Genomic DNA, 23,754 nt, shown 5'->3' on the forward strand with positions numbered 1-23,754 from the left:
TGAAACTCCAGGCCTTATTTAATAGTCGGCTGATGTCAACAAAATATTGAATCAGTTATGAGCGCTAAAACTTAGTTGCTCCAGAAATTAAAGGTGCCGTCGAACACGCCACCAACGCCCATTTTTGCATACTCGAGGGTCAAATCCCAACCGACAACACCTGCTGCAATACCAAAGCAAACACCACCAAGGATAACCCCGGCGATCATTCCCACGCCCTGCCCGATGGAGCCGATACCAAAGATACCACCGCTTACGCCACCCCAGCGGCCTGCAAATGCTGTACCTGCAAGAGCTCCCAGAGAAGCCCCAAGCGCGATGGCGCTAACTTCTTGAAAAGCCCAGGTTGCGATATCAGATAAAGTATCAGTCAGCGCGCCACCAGAAATTTCTTCCATTTCAAATACAGTTAATTGATGCATGATTAGTCCTTTAACTAAAATTAAAATTATATATTCATTCCAGACCAGAAGTTGGTCCGCAGAGAAGATAGTCGTTGCTGTAGTATGAATCAACTCAACTTAATGTGAATTGTTGATGAAATTTAAAATTTATGCTCGATTAATTCTCAATACTTTTAGCTTCACGACTTAGCAATTCATTTTAGAATGTGAAATCACTCTGTTATTATTGATGTGCTCCCGATGATATCTCCTTATTTTTACACATTTACATATTACAGTGCATTTGGTTATTCACAAGGGAATAAAAAAGGTGGATATCATTATCCACCTTTTATGCGATTGTAATTTTGTTTATTCTTCCTGAATAACCACCTCAAGCATCGCTTTTACATGCCCGGTCGTGACTTCAGCGCTATTATCGCTCATTCGATAATAATCGGCGGTGAATTTAAATTGTTGCGATGCTTGAGCGCTGGCAAAACTGTATGTCTCTGCATCATAAAATATAACCGGGCTATTATCTTTTTTGAAGATAATGCCAACGTTGCTTGCTGCTCCGCTTCCTGTTAGCAGATTATCGATGATACCATTCCCCGCAGGGCTGGTGCCACCAACTGGGTTAAACCAATAGTAAAGTTTATTACCAATTGAACCCGCTGGGCATGAAACGTCCATTGTGATAGTTTTCTGTGATGGGGTTGTGCCGCCCCGAGGGATTGACATTAATGTATTTTTTTCAATTGTATTTAAGGTGATTTGGCTAGGCCCTGATACTGAAATGTCACATGAGGTTGCTCTATACGAAATACTCTTGAACTTTAGGGTCGCTGTGAGCAAAAGGCGGTCAGATGGCCTAGGGTTGGTGTTTAAGTTACCCGCAGAGAATTTAAATACCGGATTGGTACTGACACCGGATGTATCAATGACAGGCTTCGTTTTGATTAACCATACTGTCATGAATCTATAATCATCATTAGATCTCTTTATAGGTACAATCATTGATTGAGCAACTGCTGGTTTAATTGACCCATGTTTGCTGTCCAGAATATCTGAAAATTGAAAACCAATACCATCAATCCCTGTTTCATAAACCGGCTTACCCATGATACCCGTGACGCCTGGCACCTCAGGTGCGGTTGAATCAACAATGTATTGATCCCCCAGTAATTTATTACACTCAAAGGTTTTATAGTGCCCGGTACCGACTTTTTTGGTATACAAAACTGTACCTACTGGTATTGTTGGATCCGTTGCGATTTTCGGACTTAGGTTGAATAACACCGTTCCAGTAGAATCAAAATAATCACATTTTGCAACTGCCTCACTACAGCAAAATAGTAGACATAAAAAAACAAGTATTTTTCTCATTCTTTATTGTTCCTTGGTCGATATTAGCGACAAACCGTTTCGATTTGACTGATGCCAGACGCTTTGCCTTCCCTGGCCGGTAAAGTAAAGGAAGCATTGCATTGCTGCGCCGCGCTTTTGCCCCATTGCACGTTAAGTATTCCGGTTTGCTGCAGGCCGGACATATAGACCATCCCGGCGTCGCTGACGATGCTTGGCTGCGACTTGCTGTCGCCGGCGAGCAGCACCATCGCGCCATAAGGCACGTCCTGGCCGCTGGCCGTTTTCAGATGGACAAATGCGCGCTGGCCGATATTACCGGCATAATTGGCCCGCACGATGGCGCCGCGTGTCGGAACGACGCTCTGCGTGGTTTCCGGAAGCTCCATATCTTCGCCAAGCGAAGTACTATCGAGGGTGATATCGGTGCGACGATAAGGCGTGACATAAGGTACGATGGCGTAACCACGATAGTCGGTGGTGATGGTGTTATCGTTGGCCAGCTTGACGTTATCCAAACCTGGGGCCTTAACCAGTACGGCGGCATCGGTGATGTCCTGACCAAGCGTGACCCCATCGGCATGAGCGACAATGCTGCCGTTGGCGCCATAGTCTATACGCTCGCTACCGCGATCGTAGCTGTAACCGGCATTGACGCTGCCGCGAGCACCGTTATAGGTTGCGCGCATATCGCCGCTGTAGTATTCCCGGTTGCTGTATCCTTGCTGCAGGCTCCACTCCAGGCTGTCGTTATCCAGCGCGTTACCACCGATGGAGACCGACTGATCGGTAGACCCCGGATTACTGTTGGTTAACTGATAACTGGTATAGGTGCCCGGTAGCCAGTTGCTCAGCGGCAGCGTGACGGTCAGCGAAATACGTTGATCGTCCTGGGCGTCTTTCCCGGAGTTATTCCCGCTCCAGGTATAGCGGTTATAGCTGTACCCGAGGTAGTAGTTTACATTGCGGAAGCCACCGTTGTACCCCACGCTAATCGACTTGTTGGTGCGCTTATCGTCCCAGTAATCTTCAATCAATCCACTGATAGACAGACTGCCGAGGCCTTTACCCAGGCTTTGATTCAGCGTCAGATTGGTGCGGTTGCGCAGCGAGCGAGGAGTATACTTGCCATCATTAGAATAGCTATCTAACACTTCAGAGAGGGTATTAAATCCGCGGGTGGAATAGCGGTAGCCAGCGATAGTCACGTTTGTACCGGTTTCGATAATATTTTTCCCGTAACGGACACGCCATGACTGCCCAGAGGTCTTTTCGTCGTCTTTCATTTTTGACCAGGCCTGGGTGACGTCTGCCGAGGCGGCGCCAAGCTCGCCGAGGTTATAGCCGAGGCCTGTTGACAGCGCCTGATAGCGCGATGCGGCCTGCACCCCGCCATAAAGCGTCAGGCTGCTGGAGACACCGTAGGTCGCGGTAGCTTGCGTAAAGGGCGTTTCATCGACCCCGCCGTCGTAAGGACGATATTTACCAGACGTAATTTCATATTCCAGCTGATCTTCACGGACCATCACCGGCAGCGTAGCGAACGGTACGACAAACTCCTGCTTAGAACCGTCGGACTCTTCCACGGTGACGTAAAGGTCGCCGCTACCGCCGCTCGGGTACATATCGGTGATTTCAAACGCGCCAGGCGCCACGTAGGTCTGGTATACCTGGTAGCCGTTTTGTTTAATGAAGACACGGGCGTTGGTTTTGGCGATACCACGGATAATCGGCGCATAGCCGCGCATACTTTCCGGCAACATTGATGTATCGGTGGCCAGTTGAATACCGGTAAACGGTACACTGTCAAAGATGCCTGAGAGTGACGAGCTCTCGCCCATCACCAGGTTACTGTTGATGGGACGAATGCTGCGCTGCATGTAGAGATAGGCTGAGTCCCAATCACCCGCATCGCCGTTGTTTTTATCCAGGTGCTGAGGTTACGGATACGCCATGGGCCAACGTTGAGGCCAGACTGCAGGTTCAGGCTGTAGTATTCATCATTGGCCTGCATGTCGTTTGAGCCGCTGAACTGATAGTTCACCAGCAGGGCGTTGATGCCGTCATCAAACTGATCCGGTGGAATATATCCCTGTGCGGTGGTAGATAGTGCCGCCTGCGGAATGGATATATTCAAGCGCTGGACGGTAAAGTCGAAATCCGCTTTGGTATCCGGGATGACTGAAAGATTGGCGCAGCCGTTTTTATCCTCGACCAGTTCGGGAAAGGCTTTAACCCGTACGCCATACTCTGCCAATGTTTTCAGGCTCAAACAGGGCACCAGGGCGGGCTCTCGATTATTCCCAGTGGCACGGCTATTCGCAACAAACTTCATTGTCCTGGTATCCAGATAGCGACCATTAAACATGATATCTACCCGATAATCCCCTGGCGCCTGTGCGTTCTGCGTCTGGAAAATAGATAAGTCGGGAGTGGTTGATGGATCGCTACCATTCAATGAGCTAATGAATGAGGGATCGAAAAAGTCACGTGCTTGCGCTTTATTATTCAAACCAGAAAGCAATGCCGGAAGCATTGCGAGGAAGACCGCGGATAGTTTGAATAATCCATTATTCTTATTTGGCATAGACACATCCCTATAATGATAAAATAAAATTCTTATTACAGCGATGAGGAATAGAGCGATCCTGCTCCGCCATAATCATTAACTACTTTCCAGTTGACGCTGGAGGCATTGATATTTTCTTTTAATGTCACTTCTTTGGTCGTCATTGGAGCGACCGAGTTGACTTCCGGCTTCACTTCTTTGCTACCAATCTGAACACTATGGAAATAGAAGAAAAACGGTGTTGGATTTTTAATCGTCAGTTTTGTGCCTGATTTCCGCCATTCGAGTTTTTTGGCTTCAATGTTTGGAGAAAGGTCGAAAAGTGCTTTTGGACGATAGACCAGACGCATGCGGTGGCGGACCGCCAGTTGAATAGTATTGGCGTTGGCTTTCTCATCGTCCGCCGGCGGGATGGCCATCACGTTAAAATAGTATATGGATTCCCGGTCGTTCGGGGCATTGACGTTTCCGGTAGAAAATAGACGCACGGTATTCTGCTGCTTACCCTCAAGGCGGAATAACGGAGGTGTAGCCATAAAAGAGGGCGTTTTCCCTGCCGGCGCTTCAACCCAGGATTTAATCAGATAAGGGATGTCATCTTTATTTTCGATTTGCGCGGTGATTTCACGCGCACCTTCTTTATAGAGGTAGCGGGTGGATTCAATCACAATACCAGCATGGGCAATACTACTGAGGAGTAATGCACAGGATGCGGTGATATTTAATAAGTTCCTGAACATGGTTTTTCTCTGAATGCGAAAAAGGGCCCGCCGTGAAGCGGAGCCCTTCGGGGAAAAATTAGAGGGTATAATCGATAGTAAAGGTCGCAACACCTTTAACCGGACCTTCGGTAACCGGAGTCGCGGAGTTCACTTTCACATAACCAGTGGTGTACTTCAGCTGAGTGCCGCCAGCTGCAGTGTAGCTTTCGGTCATGAGGTCAGAACCGTCGAAACCTACGCGGTGTGCATCACGTACGCGCTGGATACCGATACCAATGCCGGTAGCGCCGCCAGGTGCGGTGTTGTCCAGGATGTTAGCGTTGCTGGAGGCACCGGTCACATTGACGGTTACAGCAGTAACCGGAGTGGCGCTACCCTGTGCGCAGTCTTTCACGTCAAAACCGAAGTCCTGAGTTTTAAACAGAGCACCAGCCGCTTCAGCATTCGCTTCGGTAGTGGTCACGGTCATCAGCTGAACGATACCGTTGTTCAGGGTACCCGTCGGAGTCACGACGCAAGAGTTAGCTGCATCAGAGACTTCACCCAGTACAGTTACCTGAGCGGTGTTGGTTGCCATTACCTGAGCACTCAGAACTGCAGAAGCAGCGACCATTACAGCTACGATTGTCTTTTTCATTTAATTAATCCATATATAGATACTTAGTCCTGTGTAGAATCGATAACAGTTATCATGGGAATGGAGTATACATTCCTATTGATATTGAAAATAAGCGCCAGCATTCCTTATATAGTGCTGAAACCTACCTTCCTGTTGAACGACGCTACAATATCACTTGCCATAGCGAACCATGGAGAAGCGGGGGTAATTTAAAAGTCTGGTGCAAAAAATGCTTGTGAATTCTTGATGAAGCACATGTGAATTTAATAATGACCTTTTCTAATGAGATGTTGAGTTAGGTTGAGATAAATTTAATCCGAAAATGTGGCTTTTAAACAAGATAACTATCGCTTGTCATTTTTTATGCGGTATCCTCAAAGCTGAAGTCAATGTGAACTGACCCCGCTTCTGTCTGAAGCGATAATGTTCACGCCATGGTTTAGCTGGGATTATTTATTTTTGTTATGGATAATAGGGTTGCGTGGGGCAAGGATATGGATGACATTGCATTATTTAATGGCTGTATAATTAATCAGGAGATTATATTTAATGCCAATATGAATGAGCTGCGACCGCTTGCCGGGAATGGGGAGAGCATCAGCCTCAATGCGCCTACCGCCAGATGCTTGCTGCTGCTATTGCAGAATTGCGGCAAAGTGATTTCTCGGGATGAATTTCTGGCGGCTGTATGGGAAACACGGGGAGTGGTAGTTTCGCAAAATACATTTTATCAAAATATCTCTTTGTTGAGAAAATCGCTGCTCAAAGCCGGACTATCTGAGGATATCATTATCACCGTCAGACAAAAAGGCTTTAGCGTCGCCCCGGATACTTTAGTTATCCCGCTCTCGGATGAAGAGTGCGAGAATATGAATCGGGAAAGATTAACGCATTTTCACAGTAGTAAAACTGCTGATGTCATTTTCAATGATACGGGGAAAATTGACCATAAATTAAGTCTTCCACTACCAGTGAATTTAGCAATCCAGGAGAATGATAGGCGGGAAAATAGCGTGAAGGTGGCAGAGAAAGTATCGGAACGATTACATATAACCTTTAAAGTTCCCACCTGGTTAATCGCGCTGATTGTCGTGATGATAGTTATCAATGTTATCGTACTGATCGTGTTACATCGATAATACGCCGCCGCTGGGGTTTATATCGAGAAGGTAACGGTAAAGTGGATTGCCGAGTATGTTAGTCCCAACCTGGCTGTGTATTCATATTAAGATGTCTGCCAGCACGACCTGGCAGACAAGGGAGGGGAGCTAACGCTGCTTCAGTCCTAAATCCAGCGGCGTCTTGCTGGGTTCGCCGCCGATCTCTCGCGCCAGCTTCGGCACCATATAGCCGGAGATGAGGGTCAACAGTTCACGCATGATTTCACGGGCTTCATCATCGCTGACCATAAAGTGTGCCGCCCCTTGTACCCGGTCCAGCACGTGCAGGTAGTAGGGCATTACCCCGGCATTGAACAGCGCATTGCTGAGATCGGCCAGGGTTTGCGCGTTATCATTCACCCCGCGCAGCAGCACGCTCTGGTTAAGCAGCGTGACGCCCGCCTGACGCAGCATGGCCATCGCCGCGCGAAACTCGCCGTCAATTTCATTAGCGTGGTTGACGTGGTTAACCAGGATCACCTGCAGCGACGAACGGTGGAAGCGGCTGGCCAGCATCTCGGTGATGCGCGCCGGGATCACGATCGGCAAGCGGCTGTGAATACGCAGACGCTTAACGTGCGGAATGGCTTCCAGCTGGGTCATTAGCCAGTCAAGCTCATGGTCCTTCGCCATCAGCGGGTCGCCGCCGGAGAAGATGATTTCATCAAGCTGCGGATGCTCAGCGATATAATTCATTGCCGTCTGCCAGTTGCGCCTGGTGCCCTGATTTTCGGCATAAGGGAAGTGGCGGCGGAAGCAGTAACGGCAATTGACCGCGCAACCGCCTTTCACCAACAGCAGGGCCCGGTTGCGATATTTGTGCAACAGGCCGGGCACGACGCTGTGCTGTTCTTCCAGCGGATCGGTGGAGTAGCCGGGGGCGACGATAAACTCCTCTTCGGCGGTAAGTACCTGACGAAGCAGCGGATCGTCAGGGTTGCCTTTCTCCATTCGGGCAATAAACGCGCGCGGGACGCGCAGCGGGAACAGGCGTCTGGCCTCACCTCCGGCGAGCAGTTTTTCATCAGCGTCTACATTTAAAAGACGCAGCAGTTCATCAGGACTGGTCACAACATTGGCAAGTTGCGTTATCCAATCTTCTCTGGATGGGGTATTTAGGGTTACAATATGCGCCATTTTGTGGCTTAGCTACCAGTTAAACAATTTCAGAGGGCCTTATGGCGACTTACTATAGCAACGATTTTCGTGCTGGTCTTAAAATCATGTTAGATGGCGAACCTTATGCGGTAGAAGCCAGCGAATTCGTTAAACCAGGTAAAGGCCAGGCGTTTGCGCGCGTTAAGCTGCGCCGTCTGCTGACCGGCACCCGCGTTGAGAAAACCTTCAAATCTACTGATTCTGCAGAAGGCGCGGACGTTGTCGATATGAACCTGACTTACCTGTATAACGACGGTGAGTTCTGGCACTTCATGAACAACGAAACCTTCGAACAGCTGTCTGCTGATGCGAAAGCGATCGGTGACAATGCCAAATGGCTGCTGGATCAGGCTGAGTGCATCGTGACCCTGTGGAACGGCCAGCCGATCGCGGTCACCCCGCCGAACTTCGTTGAGCTGGAAATCGTTGAAACTGACCCAGGTCTGAAAGGCGACACCGCGGGTACCGGTGGTAAACCAGCGACCCTGTCTACTGGCGCTGTGGTTAAAGTGCCGCTGTTCGTCCAGATTGGCGAAGTAATTAAAGTGGATACTCGCTCTGGCGAATACGTATCCCGCGTGAAGTAATTTCACGTCATGATGACTGGCGCAGCCTCTGTGCTGCGCCGCTCTTTCTGTACTGGCACGACGAGCACGACACATGAAGCGCAGCGCAAAACTCCTGGCGTTACTGTTTCTGAGCAGCGCACTGCTGTCTGGCTGCAATACCGCCCGCGGTTTCGGTGAAGATATTCAGGGCCTGGGTCACGCCATCTCTCGCGCTGTAAGCTGACTTCCTTCCGTTTCGCCTGCCGCGATCGCCTTGCGGTGCGCCTGCTTCCTCCACGAATACTCCTTTTCTCTTAAAAAACGCAAAGATCCCTTCATCTGTGGACGGTTTGTCTATGCTTATAGGGCATGAAAACAAAACTGACACTAAGGATGACATTATGGTGAAAAAAACGATTGCAGCGTTCTTTACGGTTTTGGTCCTCTCTTCAGCACTGACCGCTTGTAACACCACGCGCGGTGTGGGTCAGGATATTTCAGAGGGCGGCAGCGCAATCTCTGGCGCAGCAACCAAAGCTCAGCAATAACAGCCTTCGACGGTACGGTTTTGCGCCGTACCGTTCTTCACTTCTCCCATTCTGTTGGATATACTCACTACGACTTTTCATCCACCTTACGGGACGACCCGTAAGCGTTTCTCATCCGGGGACGGCCCCAGCAAAGGAGCCTTATGTCCTGGATAGTCTTATTTATCGCTGGCCTGCTGGAAGTGGTGTGGGCCGTCGGCCTGAAATATACCCATGGCTTTAGCCGGCTGGTTCCCAGCGTCATCACCATCGTCGCGATGGTCGTCAGCATGGCGCTGCTTTCATGGGCGATGAAAACCCTGCCGGTGGGTACCGCTTACGCCGTCTGGACGGGGATCGGCGCCGTGGGCGCCGCTGTGACCGGTATCGTACTGTTAGGTGAATCCGCCAGCGCTATGCGTATCGCCAGTCTTGTCTGCATCGTGGTCGGCATCATTGGCCTGAAGATCAGCGCGCACTAGTTGTAGCGCTGATTGACCCAGACCAGTTTGCTGATATCAAAACCCTGCCGGGTGGCAATATCCAGCATCTGCTGCCTGACTTCCGGGGCGATGGTGGGGGCTCGCGCCAGTAGCCAGAGATAGTCGCGGTCGGGGCCGCAGACCAGCGCGTACCGATACTCCTTATCCAGCGCAATGACGTTATAGCTGCCATAGAAGGGGCCGAAGAAGGAGATCTTCAGCGCGGCGCGGCTGGGTTCGCCGGTAAAATACGCCACCCCGTCCGTTTTCTGCCACATGTCGCGGTCGGGGTTATAGCCTTTATTGACCACGTCCAGACCGCCGTCATCGCGCGGCTGCCAGGCGATCGTGACCTTTTCAAGCCCGCTTTCAAAAGGATGGTCGAAGCGGGCGATTTCGTACCAGGTACCCAGATAGCGCTGAACGTCGAAGGGGGTGACCACGGTGACGCCCGGCGGCGGGGCAGGGGTGCTGCAGGCGACAGACAGGAACGAGACGGCGACCACGGTGATTATCGGCAGGATACGCATGGTATGCTCCTTGCTGGCTTTTAAGCTAAGTGTAGAGACCGGCAGGGCAAAGGCGGCAAGATTTTTCTATGAAGCGAGCCCGGTAGCAGAATTGCTGCCGGGCTCTTGCAGGATCAGATAAACAGTACGCCAACGAGAGTAATGACGCTGAGGATCGCCGCCAGACCGTAGAAGACCCATTTGCCGTTTGGCACATGGATTTTCAGGTCGTGCATGGCGTGGTGAATACGATGCAGCCCACACCACAGCGGCAGGACAACCATCAGAAAGATGAACGCGCGGCCGATAAAGCTCTGGGCAAAGGCCAGCACGCGCTCATAGCTGAAGGCGTCGGCCGGGGCGAGCCCCAGCGGCAGCAAAATGCCCACCAGCAGCACCATCACCGGCGCGACAATCGCGCCCCACATGCCGCCAGCGCCAAACAGCCCCCAGAAAACGGGTTCATCGGAACGTTTCGGATTGGGATTAATCATCTCAGCCTCCTTACCAGAACAGGGCGACAAACAGGATCACCACGGTGACCACCGCCGTCACCACCCAGAGACCTTTAATCACCGGCTCTGGCCCCATTTTTTCGCCTTTGATGATGACGTTGGCGGCTTTCGGCGCCAGCTCGAACCAGGTTTTGGTGTGCAGCAGCGCCGCCGCCAGGGTGATCAGATTGAGGATCACCACCACTGGATTTTGCAGGAATCCGATATATCCCGCCCAGCTTTCGGCGCCGTGCTTGAGGGCAAACAGCCCGTAAATCAGCACAATGCTAAACCAGACCGTCGGCACCGCCGTGCCTTCCCGCACCATGTAGAAGCGATAAAACGGCAGCTTTTTCCACCAGGTGGAGGTCATCGGCCGCACGTAGGGTTTGCGTTTCGTCGTCATAATGCACTCCTTAGCGTGGTTTCAGGGTGGCGATAAGAAAGTCTTTCGAACTTTCCACTTTGCCCTGCTGGATCGCGGCCGCCGGGTCGACGTGCTTCGGACACACTTCCGAGCAGTAGCCCACGAAAGTACAGGTCCAGACGCCGTTCTGGCCGTTAAGCTGCGCCATGCGTTCCTTTTTGCCGTGGTCGCGGCTGTCTTCGTTATAGCGGTGGGCGAGGGTGATCGCCGCCGGGCCGATAAACTCCGGATTCAGGCCGAACTGCGGACAGGCGGCATAGCACAGTCCGCAGTTGATACAGCCGGAGAACTGATGGTATTTGGCCATCTGGGCCGGCGTCTGCTTGTTAGGTCCCTGGTCCGGGGTGCGGTTATTGCCGATGATATAGGGCTTAATGGCCTCCAGACTTTCGATAAAGTGGGTCATATCCACCACCAGATCGCGCTCGATCGGGAAGTTGGCCAGCGCTTCAACCTTGATGCCTTTGGTGTAATCCCGCAGGAAGGTTTTACAGGCCAGCTTCGGTACCTTATTGACCATCATGCCGCAGGAGCCGCAGATCGCCATCCGGCAGGACCAGCGGTAGCTCAGGTCGGGCGCCAGGTTGTCTTTAATGTAGCCCAGCGCGTCCAGCAGCGAGGTCTGCTCATCGTAAGGCACGTCATAGAACGCGCTGTGCGGTGCCGTGTCGACCTCCGGGTTGTAACGCACCACTTCGACTTTCAGGTTTTTCATCTCAGCCATGGGTGGTCTCCTTCTTCTCAGCCGCTTCCGCTTCAGCGCCATAGACACGTTTCGCCGGCGGCAGCGTGGTGATCTTCACATCGCCATATTCCAGGCGGGTGGTGCCATCAGCCTCGCGGAAGGCGAGCGTATGTTTGAGGAAGTTGACGTCGTCGCGTTCGGTACAGCCTTCATCCAGACGCTGGTGCGCACCGCGCGATTCTTTACGGGCGATGGCCGAGTGCGCCATACATTCGGCAACGTTTAAACCGTGTCCCAGCTCAATGGTGTAAAGCAGATCGGTGTTGAATACGCTGGAGTTGTCGGTAATGCGCACGCGCTTAAAGCGCTCCTGCAGCTCAGCCAGCTTGTCGATAGTTTTCTGCATCAGCTCTGGCGTCCGGTAGATGCCGCAGCCTTCCTCCATCGAGAGCCCCATTTCGTCGCGGATTTTCGCCCAGTTTTCGTTACCCTCCTGGTTGACGAGATCTTTCAGACGACGCTCCACATCGGCAGCTTGCGCATCAAGGGCGGAGCCGTTCGTCTCGCCCGCTTGCGCGGCGCGCCGCATGGCCTGTTCCCCGGCCAGGCGGCCGAAGACCACCAGCTCTGCCAGCGAGTTGGAGCCCAGGCGGTTGGCGCCGTGCAGACCAACGGACGAGCATTCGCCCACGGCAAACAGCCCTTTGATGCGGGTTTCGCACTGTTGATCGGTTTCGATGCCGCCCATGGTGTAGTGCGCGGTCGGGCGTACCGGAATCGGTTCTTTCACCGGGTCGACGCCGACGTAGGCTTTCGCCAGCTCACAGATAAACGGCAGGCGCTCCAGCAGCTTTTTCTCGCCGAGGTGGCGCAGATCGAGGTAGACCACGTCGCCGCGCGGCGTGGGAATGGTGTTCCCTTTCCGCCATTCGTGCCAGAAGGCCTGGGACACTTTGTCGCGTGGGCCCAGCTCCATATATTTGTTCTTCGGTTCGCCGAGCGGGGTTTCCGGGCCCATGCCGTAATCCTGCAGATAGCGATAGCCGTTTTTGTTGACCAGAATCCCGCCTTCGCCGCGGCAGCCTTCGGTCATCAGGATGCCGGAACCCGGCAGACCGGTTGGGTGATACTGAACGAACTCCATATCGCGCAGCGGCACGCCGTGGCCCAGCGCCATACCCATCCCGTCACCGGTAACGATGCCGCCGTTGGTGTTGTAGCGATAGACGCGTCCGGCGCCGCCGGTGGCTAGCACCACCGCGTTGGCGCGGATCTGCACCAGCGTGCCTTCCATCATATTCATCGCCACCAGGCCGCGGGCCTGGCCGTCATCGACCAGCAGATCAAGGACGAAATGTTCATCAAAGCGTTGAATTTGGGGAAACTGAAGGGAGGTCTGGAAGAGGGTATGCAGCATGTGGAAGCCGGTTTTATCGGCGGCAAACCAGGTACGTTCGATCTTCATGCCACCGAAGCGCCGGACGTTAACGCTGCCGTCAGGGCGGCGGCTCCACGGGCATCCCCACTGTTCCAGCTGGGTCATTTCCGTCGGGCAGTGGTGAACGAAATAGTCGACGACATCCTGCTCGCACAGCCAGTCGCCTCCGGCGACGGTGTCGTGAAAATGGTACTCAAAGCTATCGTGATCCTGGGCAACGGCTGCGGACCCCCCTTCTGCAGCGACCGTATGGCTGCGCATCGGATAGACTTTAGAAATCAGGGCGATTTTGGCATTGGGGTTGGCCTGGGCGGCGGCGATAGCGGCGCGAAGGCCTGCCCCGCCGGCGCCAATTACGGCGAGATCGGCTTGAAAAGTGTGCACGACATTCCTCCAGTTTTAGTGTATTTCGCCGCCGGGCTGGCGAAAAAGTATCACTGCTCCTTTATAGGTACAGGAGTATAGCCGTAGGGTCAGTATGGAAAATTGACGTGTTCGATTTTTTTATCGATATGTGCGGTTATTTATCAGTGATATTTATGCATTTAGGTTAACGATAGATTAATGGCATGTAATCTGCCGGGGATTGCACAAAATTTGTTTCACTCGCCGGTTGCGAGTAGACTTCGTGCCCTTGTTTGCAATCGGAGAAAGTACCATGAGCGAGACGGCAACCTGGCAGCCGAGCGCACCCATTCCCAATCTGTTGAAACGCGCGGCGGTGATGGCGGAAATCCGCCGTTTCTTTACCGATCGCGGCGTGCTGGAGGTGGAGACGCCTTGCATGAGTCAGGCGACGGTAACGGATATCCATTTGTTCCCGTTTGAAACCCGTTTCGTCGGCCCGGGCCACTCACAGGGACTCAATCTGTACCTGATGACCAGTCCGGAATACCATATGAAGCGCCTGCTGGCGGCGGGCTGCGGCCCGGTTTTCCAGCTGTGCCGCAGCTTCCGTAATGAAGAGATGGGGCGGCATCACAATCCGGAATTCACCATGCTGGAGTGGTATCGTCCGTGCTATGACATGTATCGTCTGATCAACGAGGTGGACGATCTGCTGCAGCAGGTGCTGGAGTGCCAGCCGGCGGAAAGCCTCTCCTATCAGCAGGCGTTCCAGCGTCATCTGGATATTGACCCGCTCTCTGCCGATAAAGCGCAGCTGCGCGAAGTCGCGGCGAAGCTGGATCTGAGCAATATCGCCGATACTGAAGAAGATCGCGACACGCTGCTGCAACTGCTGTTCACCATGGGCGTGGAGCCGCACATCGGCAAAGATCGGCCGACGTTCATTTATCATTTCCCGGCAACTCAGGCCTCTTTAGCGCAGATCAGCCCGGAAGATCATCGGGTCGCTGAGCGCTTCGAGGTCTATTACAAAGGAATTGAGCTGGCGAATGGTTTCCACGAGCTGACCGACGCCCATGAGCAGCGCCTGCGCTTTGAGCAGGACAACCGCAAGCGGGCCGCGCGCGGCCTCCCGCAGCAGCCCATCGATAACAACCTGCTGGCGGCGCTGGAGGCAGGTCTGCCGGACTGCTCCGGCGTGGCATTGGGCGTTGATCGCGTGGTGATGCTGGCGCTGGGCGCTGAAAGCATCGGCGAAGTGATCGCCTTTACGGTCGACCGCGCCTGATGGCGCTGTCACCTCCCGCCGCCTGCGGGCGAGGGAGGTGACAGGCCTCTCCTGACCTATACCTCGCACGGTATCCCGGCATTCGCCCGAATACCCACAATCTCTCTCCGTGCTTTTGCTACTATCCGCGCTCTTTTTATGAGACCAGGCGTTGCCCGTCGGGCGATGCTCACGTTTGGATAGGTTTATGCATCAACAACTCAAGAAGATGAGCCTGATTGGGCTGATTCTGATGATCTTCACCTCGGTGTTTGGCTTTGCCAACAGCCCGTCGGCGTTTTATCTGATGGGCTACAGCGCTATGCCGTTTTATCTTTTTTCCGCACTCTTTTTCTTCATTCCGTTTGCGCTGATGATGGCGGAGATGGGCTCAGCCTTTCGTCGGGAAGAGGGCGGCATTTACTCCTGGATGAACCACAGCGTCGGGCCGCGCTTTGCGTTTATCGGCACCTTTATGTGGTTTGCGTCGTACATCGTCTGGATGGTGAGTACCGCGGCTAAGATCTGGGTGCCGCTATCTACCTTTTTGTTTGGCGCCGACAAAACCCAAAGCTGGGCGCTGGGTAGCCTGACCCCGACGCAGACGGTGGGCATTCTGGCGGCCTGCTGGATGGTCGTCGTGACCTTTATTGCCGTCAAAGGGATCAATAAAATCGCCAGGATCACCGCCGTCGGCGGTATCGCGGTGATGGGGCTTAATCTGGTGCTGCTGCTGGTGAGCGGGGCGATCCTGCTGCTTAACGGCGGCCATTTCGCCCAACCGTTAAACTTCGCCCTTTCGCCTAATCCGGGCTATCAGTCGGGTATGGCAATGCTGTCATTTGTGGTATTTGCCATCTTCGCCTATGGCGGAATTGAGGCAGTCGGCGGCTTAGTGGATAAAACCGATAAACCGGAAAAGAACTTTGCCAAAGGGATTATTATCGCGGCGATCGTAATCTCGGTTGGTTATTCGCTGGCGATTGTGCTGTGGGGCGTGAGCGCTAACTGGCAGCAGGTGCTCGGTGCGCGTTCAACCAACCTCGGCAACATCACCTATGTGCTGATGACCAGCCTCGGGAACACGCTCGGCCAGGCTCTGCACATGACGCCAGAGGCGGCAGCCCTCACCGGGATCTGGTTCGCCCGTATTACCGGGCTGTCGATGTTTCTCGCCTATACCGGCGCGTTTTTCACTCTCAGCTATTCGCCGCTGAAAGCGATTATCCAGGGCACGCCAAAAGCGCTCTGGCCATCGGTGATGACCCGTCTCAACGTTAATGGTATGCCCGCCGCGGCGATGTGGCTGCAGTGTTTGCTGGTCGGGGTGTTTATTGTCATGGTGTCGTTCGGTGGGGACAGCGCTTCCGCGTTTTATAACAAGCTGACGCTGATGGCCAATGTCTCCATGACTTTGCCTTACCTGTTCCTGACCATCGCCTTCCCGTTCTTCAAGTCAAAAGCGCATCTCGATCGGCCGTTCGTGATTTTCAAAAACCGCCAGTCGACGCTGCTGGCGACCGGCGTGGTGCTACTGGTGGTGACTTTCGCCAATATCTTCACCATTATTCAGCCGGTCATCGACAGCGGGGACTGGAACAGCACGCTGTGGATGGTCGGCGGGCCGATCTTCTTCTCGCTGCTGGCGTTGGCCATTTACGAAAGCTACCGTCGGCGCCTGGCGTCCGGTGTGCTGGTAATGGAGAGCTAGAAAGCCTGCCCGGCGGCGGCGCCGGGCAGGGTATGGCCTACAGGCTGCCAGCCGTACGTCGGCTGGTTTTCCCGGCCGAGGTCATGGTTTTACTGCTTTGCCTGCCGTCGATACTTTCCAGCCGCATCTGGAACGGAGGGAACGGCATATCAATGCCATGCTCGCGGAAGCCCGCCAGGATCAGCTGATGCATCTCATGGCGTAGCGGCATGCGGTGCCCCATCTCGGCGGCAAAAATACGCAGCTCGAAAATCTGGATCCCCTGCTGCAGGTCGACGAGAAACGCCTCCGGCGCCGGGGTATCGATGACCAGCGAACAGCGATGCGCCGCGGCGATGAGGATCTTGGTCACCTCTTCGGTATCGGCGTCCACCGGAGCCGGCACCGTCAACACCACGCGGGTGACCGAGTCCGACAGCGACCAGTTGATAAACTGTTCGGTGATGAACGCCTTGTTCGGCACGATAATCTCTTTCCGGTCCCAGTCGCTGATGGTGGTGGCGCGGGTATTGATGCGGGTGACGCTGCCCGTCAGGTCGCGGATGGTGACCGTATCGCCGATGCGGATCGGCTTTTCAAACAGGATAATCAGGCCGGAGATAAAGTTAGCGAAGATCTCCTGCAGGCCAAACCCGAGACCCACACCCAGCGCGGCGACCAGCCACTGCAGCTTCGACCACTCAATGCCGATCATTGAGAAGCCCACCAGCCCACCGATCAGCATCAGCAAATACTTGGTGATGGTGGTGATGGCGTAGCCGGTGCCGGGCGTTAAATCGAGGTGCTGGAGGATCGCCAGCTCCAGCAGCGCCGGCAGGTTGCGCACCAGCTGAGTGGTGATGATCAGCACCAGAATGGCAATCAGCACTGCGCCAAGGGTGATGGGCTCGAGGCTTTCCACCCCCTGCACCGTCGAGGTGACGTCCCACAGCGAGATATTCTCAAGGAAGCCAAACGCCGAGTGAATTTCCGACCACAGCACGATGACTGACAGCAGCGCGATCAGCATCAGCAGAGAGCGCACGAGACGCAGCGACTGGGTACTGATGGCATCGAGATCGACCTCGCTGACCTCCGTCTCCACCGATCCTTCCGGGCTGCTGACGTGAACAGGCTCATCTTCGCCGCGGGCGCGCTGGGCGAGAATTTCCGCGCGACGATGGCGGGCCCGGTCGAAGGCCAGTCGGCGCCGCTGGATCAGCATCCAGCGGCGGATAATGTGATAGACCACCAGCAGCAGGAACCAGATGGCGACGGAGGTTTCCAGACGCGCCAGCAGCGCCTGAGCGGTGGCGAGGTAGCCGACGGCGGCCGCCAGCATGGCCACCAGCGGGGCGCCAAGCATCAGGTTCCACAGCAGGCGGTTCACCATATTGTCGCCATTCCCCTCTTTATCCAGGTAGAGCGGGATGCCGGCATGCTTAAGGCTGAGGGTGACCACCGCCAGCGCGCCGCAGATCAGCAGGAAGCACAGGCGGCCCAGTGAGGCGGAGAACTCGCGGTCGTTAAGATTATCGAACATGATCAGCGCCATTATCAGCGGCACAATCAGTCCGATGCTCATCAGGTAGTAGCGCATCGCTTTCGCCACGCGGTTACGCGGCCAGCCGAAGTGGGCGATAAACAGCCCGTTTGGCCGGGCGAAGGTGGCGCAGATCATCACCACCCACAGCAGAGGCACCGTCGCGGTGACCCCATCGCCAATCGCCACCGCCAGCGGGAAGGGCCAGGCGGACTGCAGACCATAGCCGAGCGTCATCCACAGCACCGGCAGCGGCGAAGCTACCAGTATCGACCAGAAGACCGTGCGCAGCGTCAGCCAGAAGTGATCCTGGGTGACTTTCCCCACCCGAGCGCTGGAGCGCTCAAGGAAGCGGGTGAAATGGCGCCGCGAGCTGATGCTGAAGCCAACCAGCAGCAGGGCGGCAAACAGCGGTAGCAGGGTCTCTTTGCTGGTGAGCATCATCGCGCTGGCTTTACCCAGCTCGCTGATGGTATCCAGGGAGATCAGGCGCCGCAGATCCTGGACGATCTCCAGCGGCCAGGAGAAGCCGATGGGGCTGACGTCCGAAGTCCAGAACAGATAGCGGTGGGTGGCTTCGTTGATCTCCTTCAGCGCGTCTTCCAGCTGGCCGTTGGCGACCTTCAGCTTGGTGAGCTCCAGCATCAGGGTATCGCCGCCGCGCAGCAGCGAGTTCAGCAGCTCGTTCTGCGTGCGTAGCTGCGCCTGCAGGATCTTGTTCTGCTCGCTGGTCAGCGGTTCGCCGTCGGCCTGGCGGATCTGCCGCAGCTGCGGCTGCTTACTGAGTAAATCCTCAAAGCGCAGACGCTGCACGCGCAGCTGCGCCATTTCCGTATCCAGCTGCTGCGGGCGAGGGCGCTCCGGCAGCCGCGCCACCTGGGCGCGCAGGGCTTCGCCCAGCAGATTGGAGGAGCCCAGCCACTGCGACTGCTCGCGCAGGGTGTTTAACGCCTGACGCACCTGCAGCGTTTGATTCGTCGCCTGCCGCTGCTGGGACGCCACCAGATCCATACGCTGCGCCTGCTGGTTCAGCGCCTGGGAGAGTTCGCGATTGACTTTAAACTGGGCGGTAATGTCCGGCGGCAGGTTTTCACTGTTCTCCGCCAGCAGTTCGGTACTCTCCAGCGCTTTTTCCGCCTCCCGCTGGCGCTGGCTGTTCTGCAGATTACGCAGCGCCTGCAGATAGGCATCCAGCTGCTCGCTCTGCTTTTGCGCCAGTTCAGAACGGGCGCGCGACAGCTCCTGGCGGTTATTGGCGGAAAGCTGGGCGAGGTCGAGCTCATCCACCAGCGCCTTCAGGCGCGCCGATTCCGCCTGCAGGGCAAGATTTTGCGCCTGGGCGAGAGCATTGTTGCCGGTTTGCGTGCCGATGCGGCGCTCAACCTCATTGAGCTGACGCCGGGCGTCGGTTTGCTGCTGCGGCAGCTGGTTCAGGGAGTCGGCGATTTCACGCGCGCGATCCTGCTCCTGCTGCGCCTGACGGCTTGACTCCAGCAGCTGGCTGCTGACCTGGAGGATCTCCTGGTTCAGCGCATCGGCGGTCAGGCCGACTGGCACCTGGCGCGGCTCTTCGCTCAGATTGTTGAGCTGGGCACGCAGGCTTTGAAACAGTTTGGGGAAATTGTCGATAACGTCCTGATACTGACGGGCGCGCTCGAGAGACGATTTTCGCTCCTCAAGCGCGTTCAGGGCGGACTGCAGAACTTCAACGGTTTCAGGCTGGGCGGGCTTTGCCGCCTTCGCCTGTTCCAGTTCCTGGGTTATCTGTTTAGCATCCGGGGCTGTCGCAGCGTACGCCCCGAAACTGAGGCTCAAGGCCAACAGGAAAGTGTATATCAGGCGCACGGCATAACCCTTTTGCTGAAGAATTAACCTTGGTCTTGTTTATCGTCAACCAGCGGGCTGGCGCGATGTTCGGCGCGGATCTCTTCTTCCGGTAACGGCGCCGGTTCAGCGGCGGTGGTTGCTTCCACCGTTGTCGCCAGCGGTTGGCCGATTTTAGTCACGGACAGGCTTTGCAGCGTGTCGACCAGCTTCACCTGGCCCGGGGCAAACAGGTTGATCACGGTGGAGCCCAGTTTGAAGCGGCCCATCTCCTGGCCTTTCAGCAGGGCGACGGAGCCTTCGCTGTCGCCAGCGGGCCAGGTCCAGCGTTTAATAATGCCTTCGCGCGGCGGGGTTACGGTGCCGGACCACACGGTCTCGATGCTGCCGACGATAGTCGCGCCCACCAGAATTTGCGCCATCGGGCCAAACTCAGTATCAAACAGGCAGATGACGCGCTCGTTACGGGCAAACAGGTTCGGCACGTTCTGCGCCGTCAGATGGTTAACGGAGAACAGGTCGCCAGGAACGTAGATCATTTCGCGCAGGATACCGTTGCACGGCATGTGCACGCGGTGATAGTCGCGCGGCGACAGATAGGTGGTGGCGAAGCTGCCGTTACGGAACAGGTCGGCCATCTGGTAGTTGCCGGCCAGTAAGGCTTCCAGGCTGTAGTCGTGGCCCTTGGCCTGCAGAATTTTATCGTTCTCAATGGCACCAAGCTGGCTGATCACGCCGTCGGCCGGCATCACCAGTACGTTAGGATCGGTATTCAGCGGGCGAACGTCGTCGCGCAGCGGGCGCACAAAGAAATCGTTGAAGGTGCGATAGGCCGCGGTATCCGGCTTCTGCGCCTCTTTCATATCGACCTTGTAGTATTTCACGAACAGATCGATGACCAGCTTCGTCAGCCAACCTGCGCGTTTGCTCGCACCCCAGCCTGCGAGGCGGGTGAGCCACAGTTTAGGCAGAATGTATTGCAGTGAAAGTTTAAGATCGTTTAACAAAGTAGCCTCCAGGCCATGATATGTCGTTCCTGACCCCGCCTGCGGGCGGGGACCTGAAAAAAGGGGATGATTCTATACGTAAAACTCGCCAAATGGCATCCGCGTAAGCCGCGTCATCACCGCTGCCCGGCAGCGCCTGACGTGACGCTCAGCTTAATGGTCAGTCATCGGTCGAGGAAAAGTTTTTACGCGTTTTTACCTGTACCTGCGCCATGCTTTCCAGGATGCGGTGGTAGTTCTCGAAACGGCTTTCGGCGATCTTGCCGCTCTCTACCGCTTCGCGAAGCGCACAGCCAGGATCGGTATCGTGTTTACAGTCGCGATATTTGCAACGGCCTAAATAATCATGGAATTCGACAAAGCCGTTGGTGATTTGTTCCGCTTCCAGATGCCACAGGCCGAACTCACGTACCCCCGGTGAATCAATCACATCGCCACCGTGCGGGAAGTGGTAGAGGCGCGCCGCGGTGGTGGTGTGCTGGCCTAAGCCGGAAACGTCCGAGACATCATTGGTGAGGATCTGATCCTCATTCAGCCCCAGCAGGGCGTTCAGCAGGCTTGATTTACCCACCCCGGACTGCCCGGCGAAGATGCTGATGCGGTCGGTCAGGGCCGCTTCCAGCGGCTTGAGGCCGTCCTGAGTACGGCTGGAGACCAGCAGTACGCGGTAACCGATGTTGCGGTAGATGTCCATTTGCTCATTGACGAAGCGCAGGCCATCGTCATCCAGCAGATCAATTTTGTTCAGGACGATTAACGGCTCGATATCCTGCGCCTCGCAGGCCACCAGATAGCGATCGATAATATTCAGCGACAGCTCAGGCAGGATCGCGGAAACCACCACGATCTGGTCGATATTGGCGGCGATAGGCTTCACGCCGTCGTAAAAATCCGGGCGCGTCAGGACGGAGGCGCGATCGTGAACCGCTTCGACGATCCCTTTGACGCTTACGCCGTCGGCGGCGTCTTTACCCGGCCGCCAGACCACGCGGTCGCCGGTGACCAGCGAACGGATCGTCCGGCGGATATTGCAGCGATGCACGCTGCCGTCAGCGGATTCGACGTCGGCATGCATGCCAAAGCGACTGATGACAATGCCTTCCGACGTGTCGCCAAACAGGTTGTCATCGTAGTCGGCCTTCTCCGCAGTGGTTTTCAGACGGCGCTGGTGGTTGGCTTTGACGCGGCGCTGCTGGCCTTTGGAGAGTTTATTTTTACTCAATCGAACTGGCTCCTGGTCGCCCTGATGGGGCAAAACCTCTATGATACACGCTATTTTAGATGAATATAGTCACGCAAGAAGGGTGGAAAATAGCATGAGTGCAAATGAAAACAACCTCATTTGGATCGATCTTGAGATGACAGGGCTGGATCCGGAGCGCGATCGCATTATCGAAATCGCCACCCTGGTGACCGATGCCAACCTGAACATTCTGGCCGAGGGGCCGACCATCGCGGTGCATCAATCGGATGCCCAGCTGGCGCTGATGGACGAGTGGAATGTGCGGACGCATACCGGCAGCGGGCTGGTGGATCGCGTGAAGGCCAGCGCCGTCAGCGAGCACGACGCCGAACTGGCGACCATTGAGTTTCTTAAGCAGTGGGTGCCGGCGGGCAAGTCGCCGATCTGTGGCAACAGCATCGGCCAGGATCGTCGCTTCCTGTTTAAGTACATGCCGCAACTGGAAGCCTATTTCCACTATCGCTATCTGGACGTTAGCACGCTGAAAGAGCTGGCGCGCCGCTGGAAGCCGGAAATTCTCGACGGCTTTAAAAAGCAGGGTACCCACCAGGCGATGGACGATATCCGCGAGTCAGTCGCCGAGCTGGCTTACTACCGCGAACACTTCATTAAGCTGTAAACCGCGACCGGGCCCTGTGCGCGGCCCGGTACACCTTTCTGCGTTATTTAAACCACTTCTGCTGCATCTGCTGGAAGTCAGGCGTCGCCATGACCGCGGTCAGGGCATCGTTGATCGCATTCAGCAGCTCCGGATCGTCTTTGCGCACCGCAATCGCATACTGCTTACCGTAATAAGCCGGGTCGGTGGCACGTTCATCCATGATGGCGTAGTCAGGGTTCTCCTGCTGCCAGGCGTCGAGGGTGGCGAAGTCGCCCATGACGCCGGTTATTTGCCCGGCCTTCAGCGCGGCCAGGGCGCTGGCGACGTCGTCGTAAGGAACAGCCTGTACGGCTTTCTGTTTATCACGCAGATAGTGTTGATGCAGTGTGCCTTTCACCACGCCGACTTTTTTGGCTTTCAGGTCGGCAAAGGTATGGGCGACATCTTTGTTGACGATCACCACCCCGGAGAGCGCCTGGCGATAGGGACGGCTGAAGGCGACCTGCTTCTCACGCATCGGGATCACTTCCATGCCGGCAATCACCGCGTCAAATTTCTTGAAGCGTAAAGCCGGGATCAGCGTATCGAAACGCTGCGCCGTGAACTGGCACTGCGCCTGCATCTGCTGGCACAGGGCCTGGGCAAGATCGATATCGAAGCCGACAGGCTGATTTTTGCCGTTGGCGGTGACAAACGGCGGATTGGCCGTGCTGGTGCCAAAATGGAGCGTCTCGGCTGACGCGGTTCCGATGGCCAGCGTGCTCAGCAGCAGGACGGTGAGGACTTTTCTCATGCTAATTCCCTGTTTGGCGGCGTGGTGGCCTCGTTTTACGTCGCGCCACCGCGGTATGATGCGAGCGATTTTGCGTCATTCAGGCGGGCGGAAAAAGCGATTTTGCCCGAAATGACGCTTATTTATACAATTCAGCGGCGTAGGTGGCGAGAAAATATCCATTTAAACAAAAAACGCAAAAAAGTGATGAACAGGGGGTTGCAGGGGCATCGAATTCTCGTATAATGCGCCTCCCGTAACGACGCAGAAATGCAAATTACGACGCCATCGAAATATGGCAAAAAATGCAGTAACGCGGGAATAGCTCAGTTGGTAGAGCACGACCTTGCCAAGGTCGGGGTCGCGAGTT

The 23,754-nt window shown here is 55.2% G+C and carries 23 protein-coding genes and 1 pseudogene; 8 read left to right on the forward strand and 16 right to left on the reverse strand.

Annotated features, from left to right (window positions below; all coding sequences use genetic code 11):
• Positions 1–71: 71 nt before the first annotated feature.
• The 5 genes and pseudogenes from ABLV54_RS08065 to ABLV54_RS08085 all read right to left on the reverse strand — a co-directional run bounded on the left by ABLV54_RS08065 (position 72) and on the right by ABLV54_RS08085 (position 5,679).
• Positions 72–422: a hypothetical protein gene (locus tag ABLV54_RS08065; protein ID WP_044525178.1), complete on the reverse strand. Its 351-nt coding sequence runs from the start codon at positions 420–422 to the stop codon at positions 72–74.
• Positions 423–755: 333 nt separating this feature from the next.
• Complete coding sequence (locus ABLV54_RS08070) at positions 756–1,772, reverse strand: fimbrial protein (RefSeq protein WP_050533653.1); 1,017 nt, start codon at positions 1,770–1,772, stop codon at positions 756–758.
• A gap of 23 nt (positions 1,773–1,795) precedes the next feature.
• Positions 1,796–4,338: pseudogene (locus tag ABLV54_RS08075) on the reverse strand (fimbria/pilus outer membrane usher protein).
• 35 nt (positions 4,339–4,373) lie between these two features.
• Positions 4,374–5,060 carry a molecular chaperone gene (locus tag ABLV54_RS08080; protein WP_004206417.1) on the reverse strand — a complete coding sequence of 229 codons (687 nt, stop codon included), beginning with the start codon at positions 5,058–5,060 and terminating at the stop codon, positions 4,374–4,376.
• Between the two features lie 58 nt (positions 5,061–5,118).
• Entirely contained in the window at positions 5,119–5,679 is a 561-nt protein-coding gene (locus tag ABLV54_RS08085; RefSeq protein WP_004206418.1) for a fimbrial protein, read from the reverse strand.
• 476 nt (positions 5,680–6,155) lie between these two features.
• On the opposite strand from ABLV54_RS08085, the gene ABLV54_RS08090 reads away from it, so the two are divergent.
• Positions 6,156–6,800 (forward strand): winged helix-turn-helix domain-containing protein, encoded by a 645-nt coding sequence (locus tag ABLV54_RS08090; protein ID WP_044525214.1) that lies wholly within the window; start codon positions 6,156–6,158, stop codon positions 6,798–6,800.
• A gap of 129 nt (positions 6,801–6,929) precedes the next feature.
• Here ABLV54_RS08090 and epmB read toward each other — a convergent pair whose 3' ends face one another.
• The gene (gene epmB / locus ABLV54_RS08095; protein WP_050533654.1) at positions 6,930–7,958 is read right to left on the reverse strand and encodes an EF-P beta-lysylation protein EpmB; all 1,029 of its coding nucleotides are present in this window, start codon (positions 7,956–7,958) and stop codon (positions 6,930–6,932) included.
• 41 nt (positions 7,959–7,999) lie between these two features.
• On the opposite strand from epmB, the gene efp reads away from it, so the two are divergent.
• The 4 genes from efp (at position 8,000) to sugE (ending at position 9,536) form a co-directional block, all read left to right on the forward strand.
• Entirely contained in the window at positions 8,000–8,566 is a 567-nt protein-coding gene (gene efp / locus ABLV54_RS08100; RefSeq protein WP_004206421.1) for an elongation factor P, read from the forward strand.
• Between the two features lie 73 nt (positions 8,567–8,639).
• Positions 8,640–8,771 carry an entericidin A/B family lipoprotein gene (locus tag ABLV54_RS08105; protein ID WP_050533655.1) on the forward strand — a complete coding sequence of 44 codons (132 nt, stop codon included), beginning with the start codon at positions 8,640–8,642 and terminating at the stop codon, positions 8,769–8,771.
• Positions 8,772–8,928: 157 nt separating this feature from the next.
• On the forward strand, positions 8,929–9,075 hold the full coding sequence (gene ecnB / locus ABLV54_RS08110; RefSeq protein WP_004206423.1) for a lipoprotein toxin entericidin B: 147 nt from the start codon (positions 8,929–8,931) through the stop codon (positions 9,073–9,075).
• Between the two features lie 143 nt (positions 9,076–9,218).
• Complete coding sequence (sugE, locus tag ABLV54_RS08115) at positions 9,219–9,536, forward strand: quaternary ammonium compound efflux SMR transporter SugE (protein ID WP_004206425.1); 318 nt, start codon at positions 9,219–9,221, stop codon at positions 9,534–9,536.
• Here sugE and ABLV54_RS08120 read toward each other — a convergent pair.
• The 5 genes from ABLV54_RS08120 to frdA form a co-directional block, all read right to left on the reverse strand.
• Positions 9,533–10,066, reverse strand: coding sequence for a lipocalin family protein (locus ABLV54_RS08120; RefSeq protein ID WP_050533656.1), 534 nt, complete (start codon positions 10,064–10,066; stop codon positions 9,533–9,535). The genes sugE and ABLV54_RS08120 overlap by 4 nt on opposite strands.
• A gap of 113 nt (positions 10,067–10,179) precedes the next feature.
• Positions 10,180–10,539 carry a fumarate reductase subunit FrdD gene (gene frdD / locus ABLV54_RS08125; protein ID WP_050533657.1) on the reverse strand — a complete coding sequence of 120 codons (360 nt, stop codon included), beginning with the start codon at positions 10,537–10,539 and terminating at the stop codon, positions 10,180–10,182.
• A gap of 10 nt (positions 10,540–10,549) precedes the next feature.
• The gene (gene frdC / locus ABLV54_RS08130; RefSeq protein WP_002885530.1) at positions 10,550–10,945 is read right to left on the reverse strand and encodes a fumarate reductase subunit FrdC; all 396 of its coding nucleotides are present in this window, start codon (positions 10,943–10,945) and stop codon (positions 10,550–10,552) included.
• Positions 10,946–10,955: 10 nt separating this feature from the next.
• Positions 10,956–11,690, reverse strand: coding sequence for a fumarate reductase iron-sulfur protein (gene frdB / locus ABLV54_RS08135; protein WP_004177729.1), 735 nt, complete (start codon positions 11,688–11,690; stop codon positions 10,956–10,958).
• Positions 11,683–13,473 (reverse strand): fumarate reductase (quinol) flavoprotein subunit, encoded by a 1,791-nt coding sequence (gene frdA, locus ABLV54_RS08140; RefSeq protein WP_050533658.1) that lies wholly within the window; start codon positions 13,471–13,473, stop codon positions 11,683–11,685. Before frdA ends, frdB begins: the two co-directional genes overlap by 8 nt.
• A gap of 274 nt (positions 13,474–13,747) precedes the next feature.
• Here frdA and epmA point away from each other — a divergent pair, with 274 nt between their 5' ends.
• A complete protein-coding gene (gene epmA, locus ABLV54_RS08145) occupies positions 13,748–14,725 on the forward strand; it encodes an elongation factor P--(R)-beta-lysine ligase (protein ID WP_004206428.1) in 978 nt (325 codons plus the stop codon).
• 187 nt (positions 14,726–14,912) lie between these two features.
• Complete coding sequence (gene yjeM, locus ABLV54_RS08150; protein ID WP_048336483.1) at positions 14,913–16,415, forward strand: glutamate/gamma-aminobutyrate family transporter YjeM; 1,503 nt, start codon at positions 14,913–14,915, stop codon at positions 16,413–16,415.
• 37 nt (positions 16,416–16,452) lie between these two features.
• On the opposite strand, the gene mscM is transcribed toward yjeM, so the two are convergent.
• From mscM to rsgA, 3 genes are all read right to left on the reverse strand, one after another.
• Complete coding sequence (gene mscM, locus ABLV54_RS08155) at positions 16,453–19,782, reverse strand: miniconductance mechanosensitive channel MscM (protein ID WP_017900929.1); 3,330 nt, start codon at positions 19,780–19,782, stop codon at positions 16,453–16,455.
• Between the two features lie 23 nt (positions 19,783–19,805).
• Positions 19,806–20,768 (reverse strand): archaetidylserine decarboxylase, encoded by a 963-nt coding sequence (gene asd, locus ABLV54_RS08160; protein WP_004206431.1) that lies wholly within the window; start codon positions 20,766–20,768, stop codon positions 19,806–19,808.
• Between the two features lie 160 nt (positions 20,769–20,928).
• Positions 20,929–21,990: a small ribosomal subunit biogenesis GTPase RsgA gene (gene rsgA, locus ABLV54_RS08165; protein WP_023291707.1), complete on the reverse strand. Its 1,062-nt coding sequence runs from the start codon at positions 21,988–21,990 to the stop codon at positions 20,929–20,931.
• A gap of 94 nt (positions 21,991–22,084) precedes the next feature.
• Between rsgA and orn the strand changes: the two genes are divergently transcribed.
• Positions 22,085–22,630, forward strand: coding sequence for an oligoribonuclease (orn, locus tag ABLV54_RS08170; RefSeq protein WP_004206435.1), 546 nt, complete (start codon positions 22,085–22,087; stop codon positions 22,628–22,630).
• A gap of 43 nt (positions 22,631–22,673) precedes the next feature.
• On the opposite strand, the gene ABLV54_RS08175 is transcribed toward orn, so the two are convergent.
• Both ABLV54_RS08175 and ABLV54_RS08180 read right to left on the reverse strand, forming a co-directional pair.
• Complete coding sequence (locus ABLV54_RS08175; RefSeq protein ID WP_004206436.1) at positions 22,674–23,405, reverse strand: transporter substrate-binding domain-containing protein; 732 nt, start codon at positions 23,403–23,405, stop codon at positions 22,674–22,676.
• A 162-nt stretch (positions 23,406–23,567) separates the two neighbouring features.
• Positions 23,568–23,754, reverse strand: a 187-nt coding sequence (locus ABLV54_RS08180; RefSeq protein ID WP_205416085.1) for a hypothetical protein, incomplete at its 5' end; no start/stop codon positions are given.

This window comes from Klebsiella sp. JB_Kp042, assembly GCF_040065275.1.
GTDB classification, from domain to species: Bacteria; Pseudomonadota; Gammaproteobacteria; order Enterobacterales; family Enterobacteriaceae; genus Klebsiella; species Klebsiella quasipneumoniae.

Bases quoted from the DNA above. Each gene is read 5' to 3' on its own strand.
- ABLV54_RS08105 (WP_050533655.1), top strand. From the start codon at position 8,640: ATGAAGCGCAGCGCAAAACTCCTGGCGTTACTGTTTCTGAGCAGCGCA.
- epmA (WP_004206428.1), top strand. From the start codon at position 13,748: ATGAGCGAGACGGCAACCTGGCAGCCGAGCGCACCCATTCCCAATCTG.
- ABLV54_RS08085 (WP_004206418.1), bottom strand. From the start codon at position 5,679: ATGAAAAAGACAATCGTAGCTGTAATGGTCGCTGCTTCTGCAGTTCTG.
- efp (WP_004206421.1), top strand. From the start codon at position 8,000: ATGGCGACTTACTATAGCAACGATTTTCGTGCTGGTCTTAAAATCATG.
- epmB (WP_050533654.1), bottom strand. From the start codon at position 7,958: ATGGCGCATATTGTAACCCTAAATACCCCATCCAGAGAAGATTGGATA.
- frdB (WP_004177729.1), bottom strand. From the start codon at position 11,690: ATGGCTGAGATGAAAAACCTGAAAGTCGAAGTGGTGCGTTACAACCCG.
- ABLV54_RS08090 (WP_044525214.1), top strand. From the start codon at position 6,156: ATGGATGACATTGCATTATTTAATGGCTGTATAATTAATCAGGAGATT.
- orn (WP_004206435.1), top strand. From the start codon at position 22,085: ATGAGTGCAAATGAAAACAACCTCATTTGGATCGATCTTGAGATGACA.
- frdC (WP_002885530.1), bottom strand. From the start codon at position 10,945: ATGACGACGAAACGCAAACCCTACGTGCGGCCGATGACCTCCACCTGG.
- yjeM (WP_048336483.1), top strand. From the start codon at position 14,913: ATGCATCAACAACTCAAGAAGATGAGCCTGATTGGGCTGATTCTGATG.
- ABLV54_RS08080 (WP_004206417.1), bottom strand. From the start codon at position 5,060: ATGTTCAGGAACTTATTAAATATCACCGCATCCTGTGCATTACTCCTC.
- sugE (WP_004206425.1), top strand. From the start codon at position 9,219: ATGTCCTGGATAGTCTTATTTATCGCTGGCCTGCTGGAAGTGGTGTGG.
- frdD (WP_050533657.1), bottom strand. From the start codon at position 10,539: ATGATTAATCCCAATCCGAAACGTTCCGATGAACCCGTTTTCTGGGGG.
- ABLV54_RS08175 (WP_004206436.1), bottom strand. From the start codon at position 23,405: ATGAGAAAAGTCCTCACCGTCCTGCTGCTGAGCACGCTGGCCATCGGA.
- ABLV54_RS08065 (WP_044525178.1), bottom strand. From the start codon at position 422: ATGCATCAATTAACTGTATTTGAAATGGAAGAAATTTCTGGTGGCGCG.
- ecnB (WP_004206423.1), top strand. From the start codon at position 8,929: ATGGTGAAAAAAACGATTGCAGCGTTCTTTACGGTTTTGGTCCTCTCT.
- ABLV54_RS08120 (WP_050533656.1), bottom strand. From the start codon at position 10,066: ATGCGTATCCTGCCGATAATCACCGTGGTCGCCGTCTCGTTCCTGTCT.
- ABLV54_RS08070 (WP_050533653.1), bottom strand. From the start codon at position 1,772: ATGAGAAAAATACTTGTTTTTTTATGTCTACTATTTTGCTGTAGTGAG.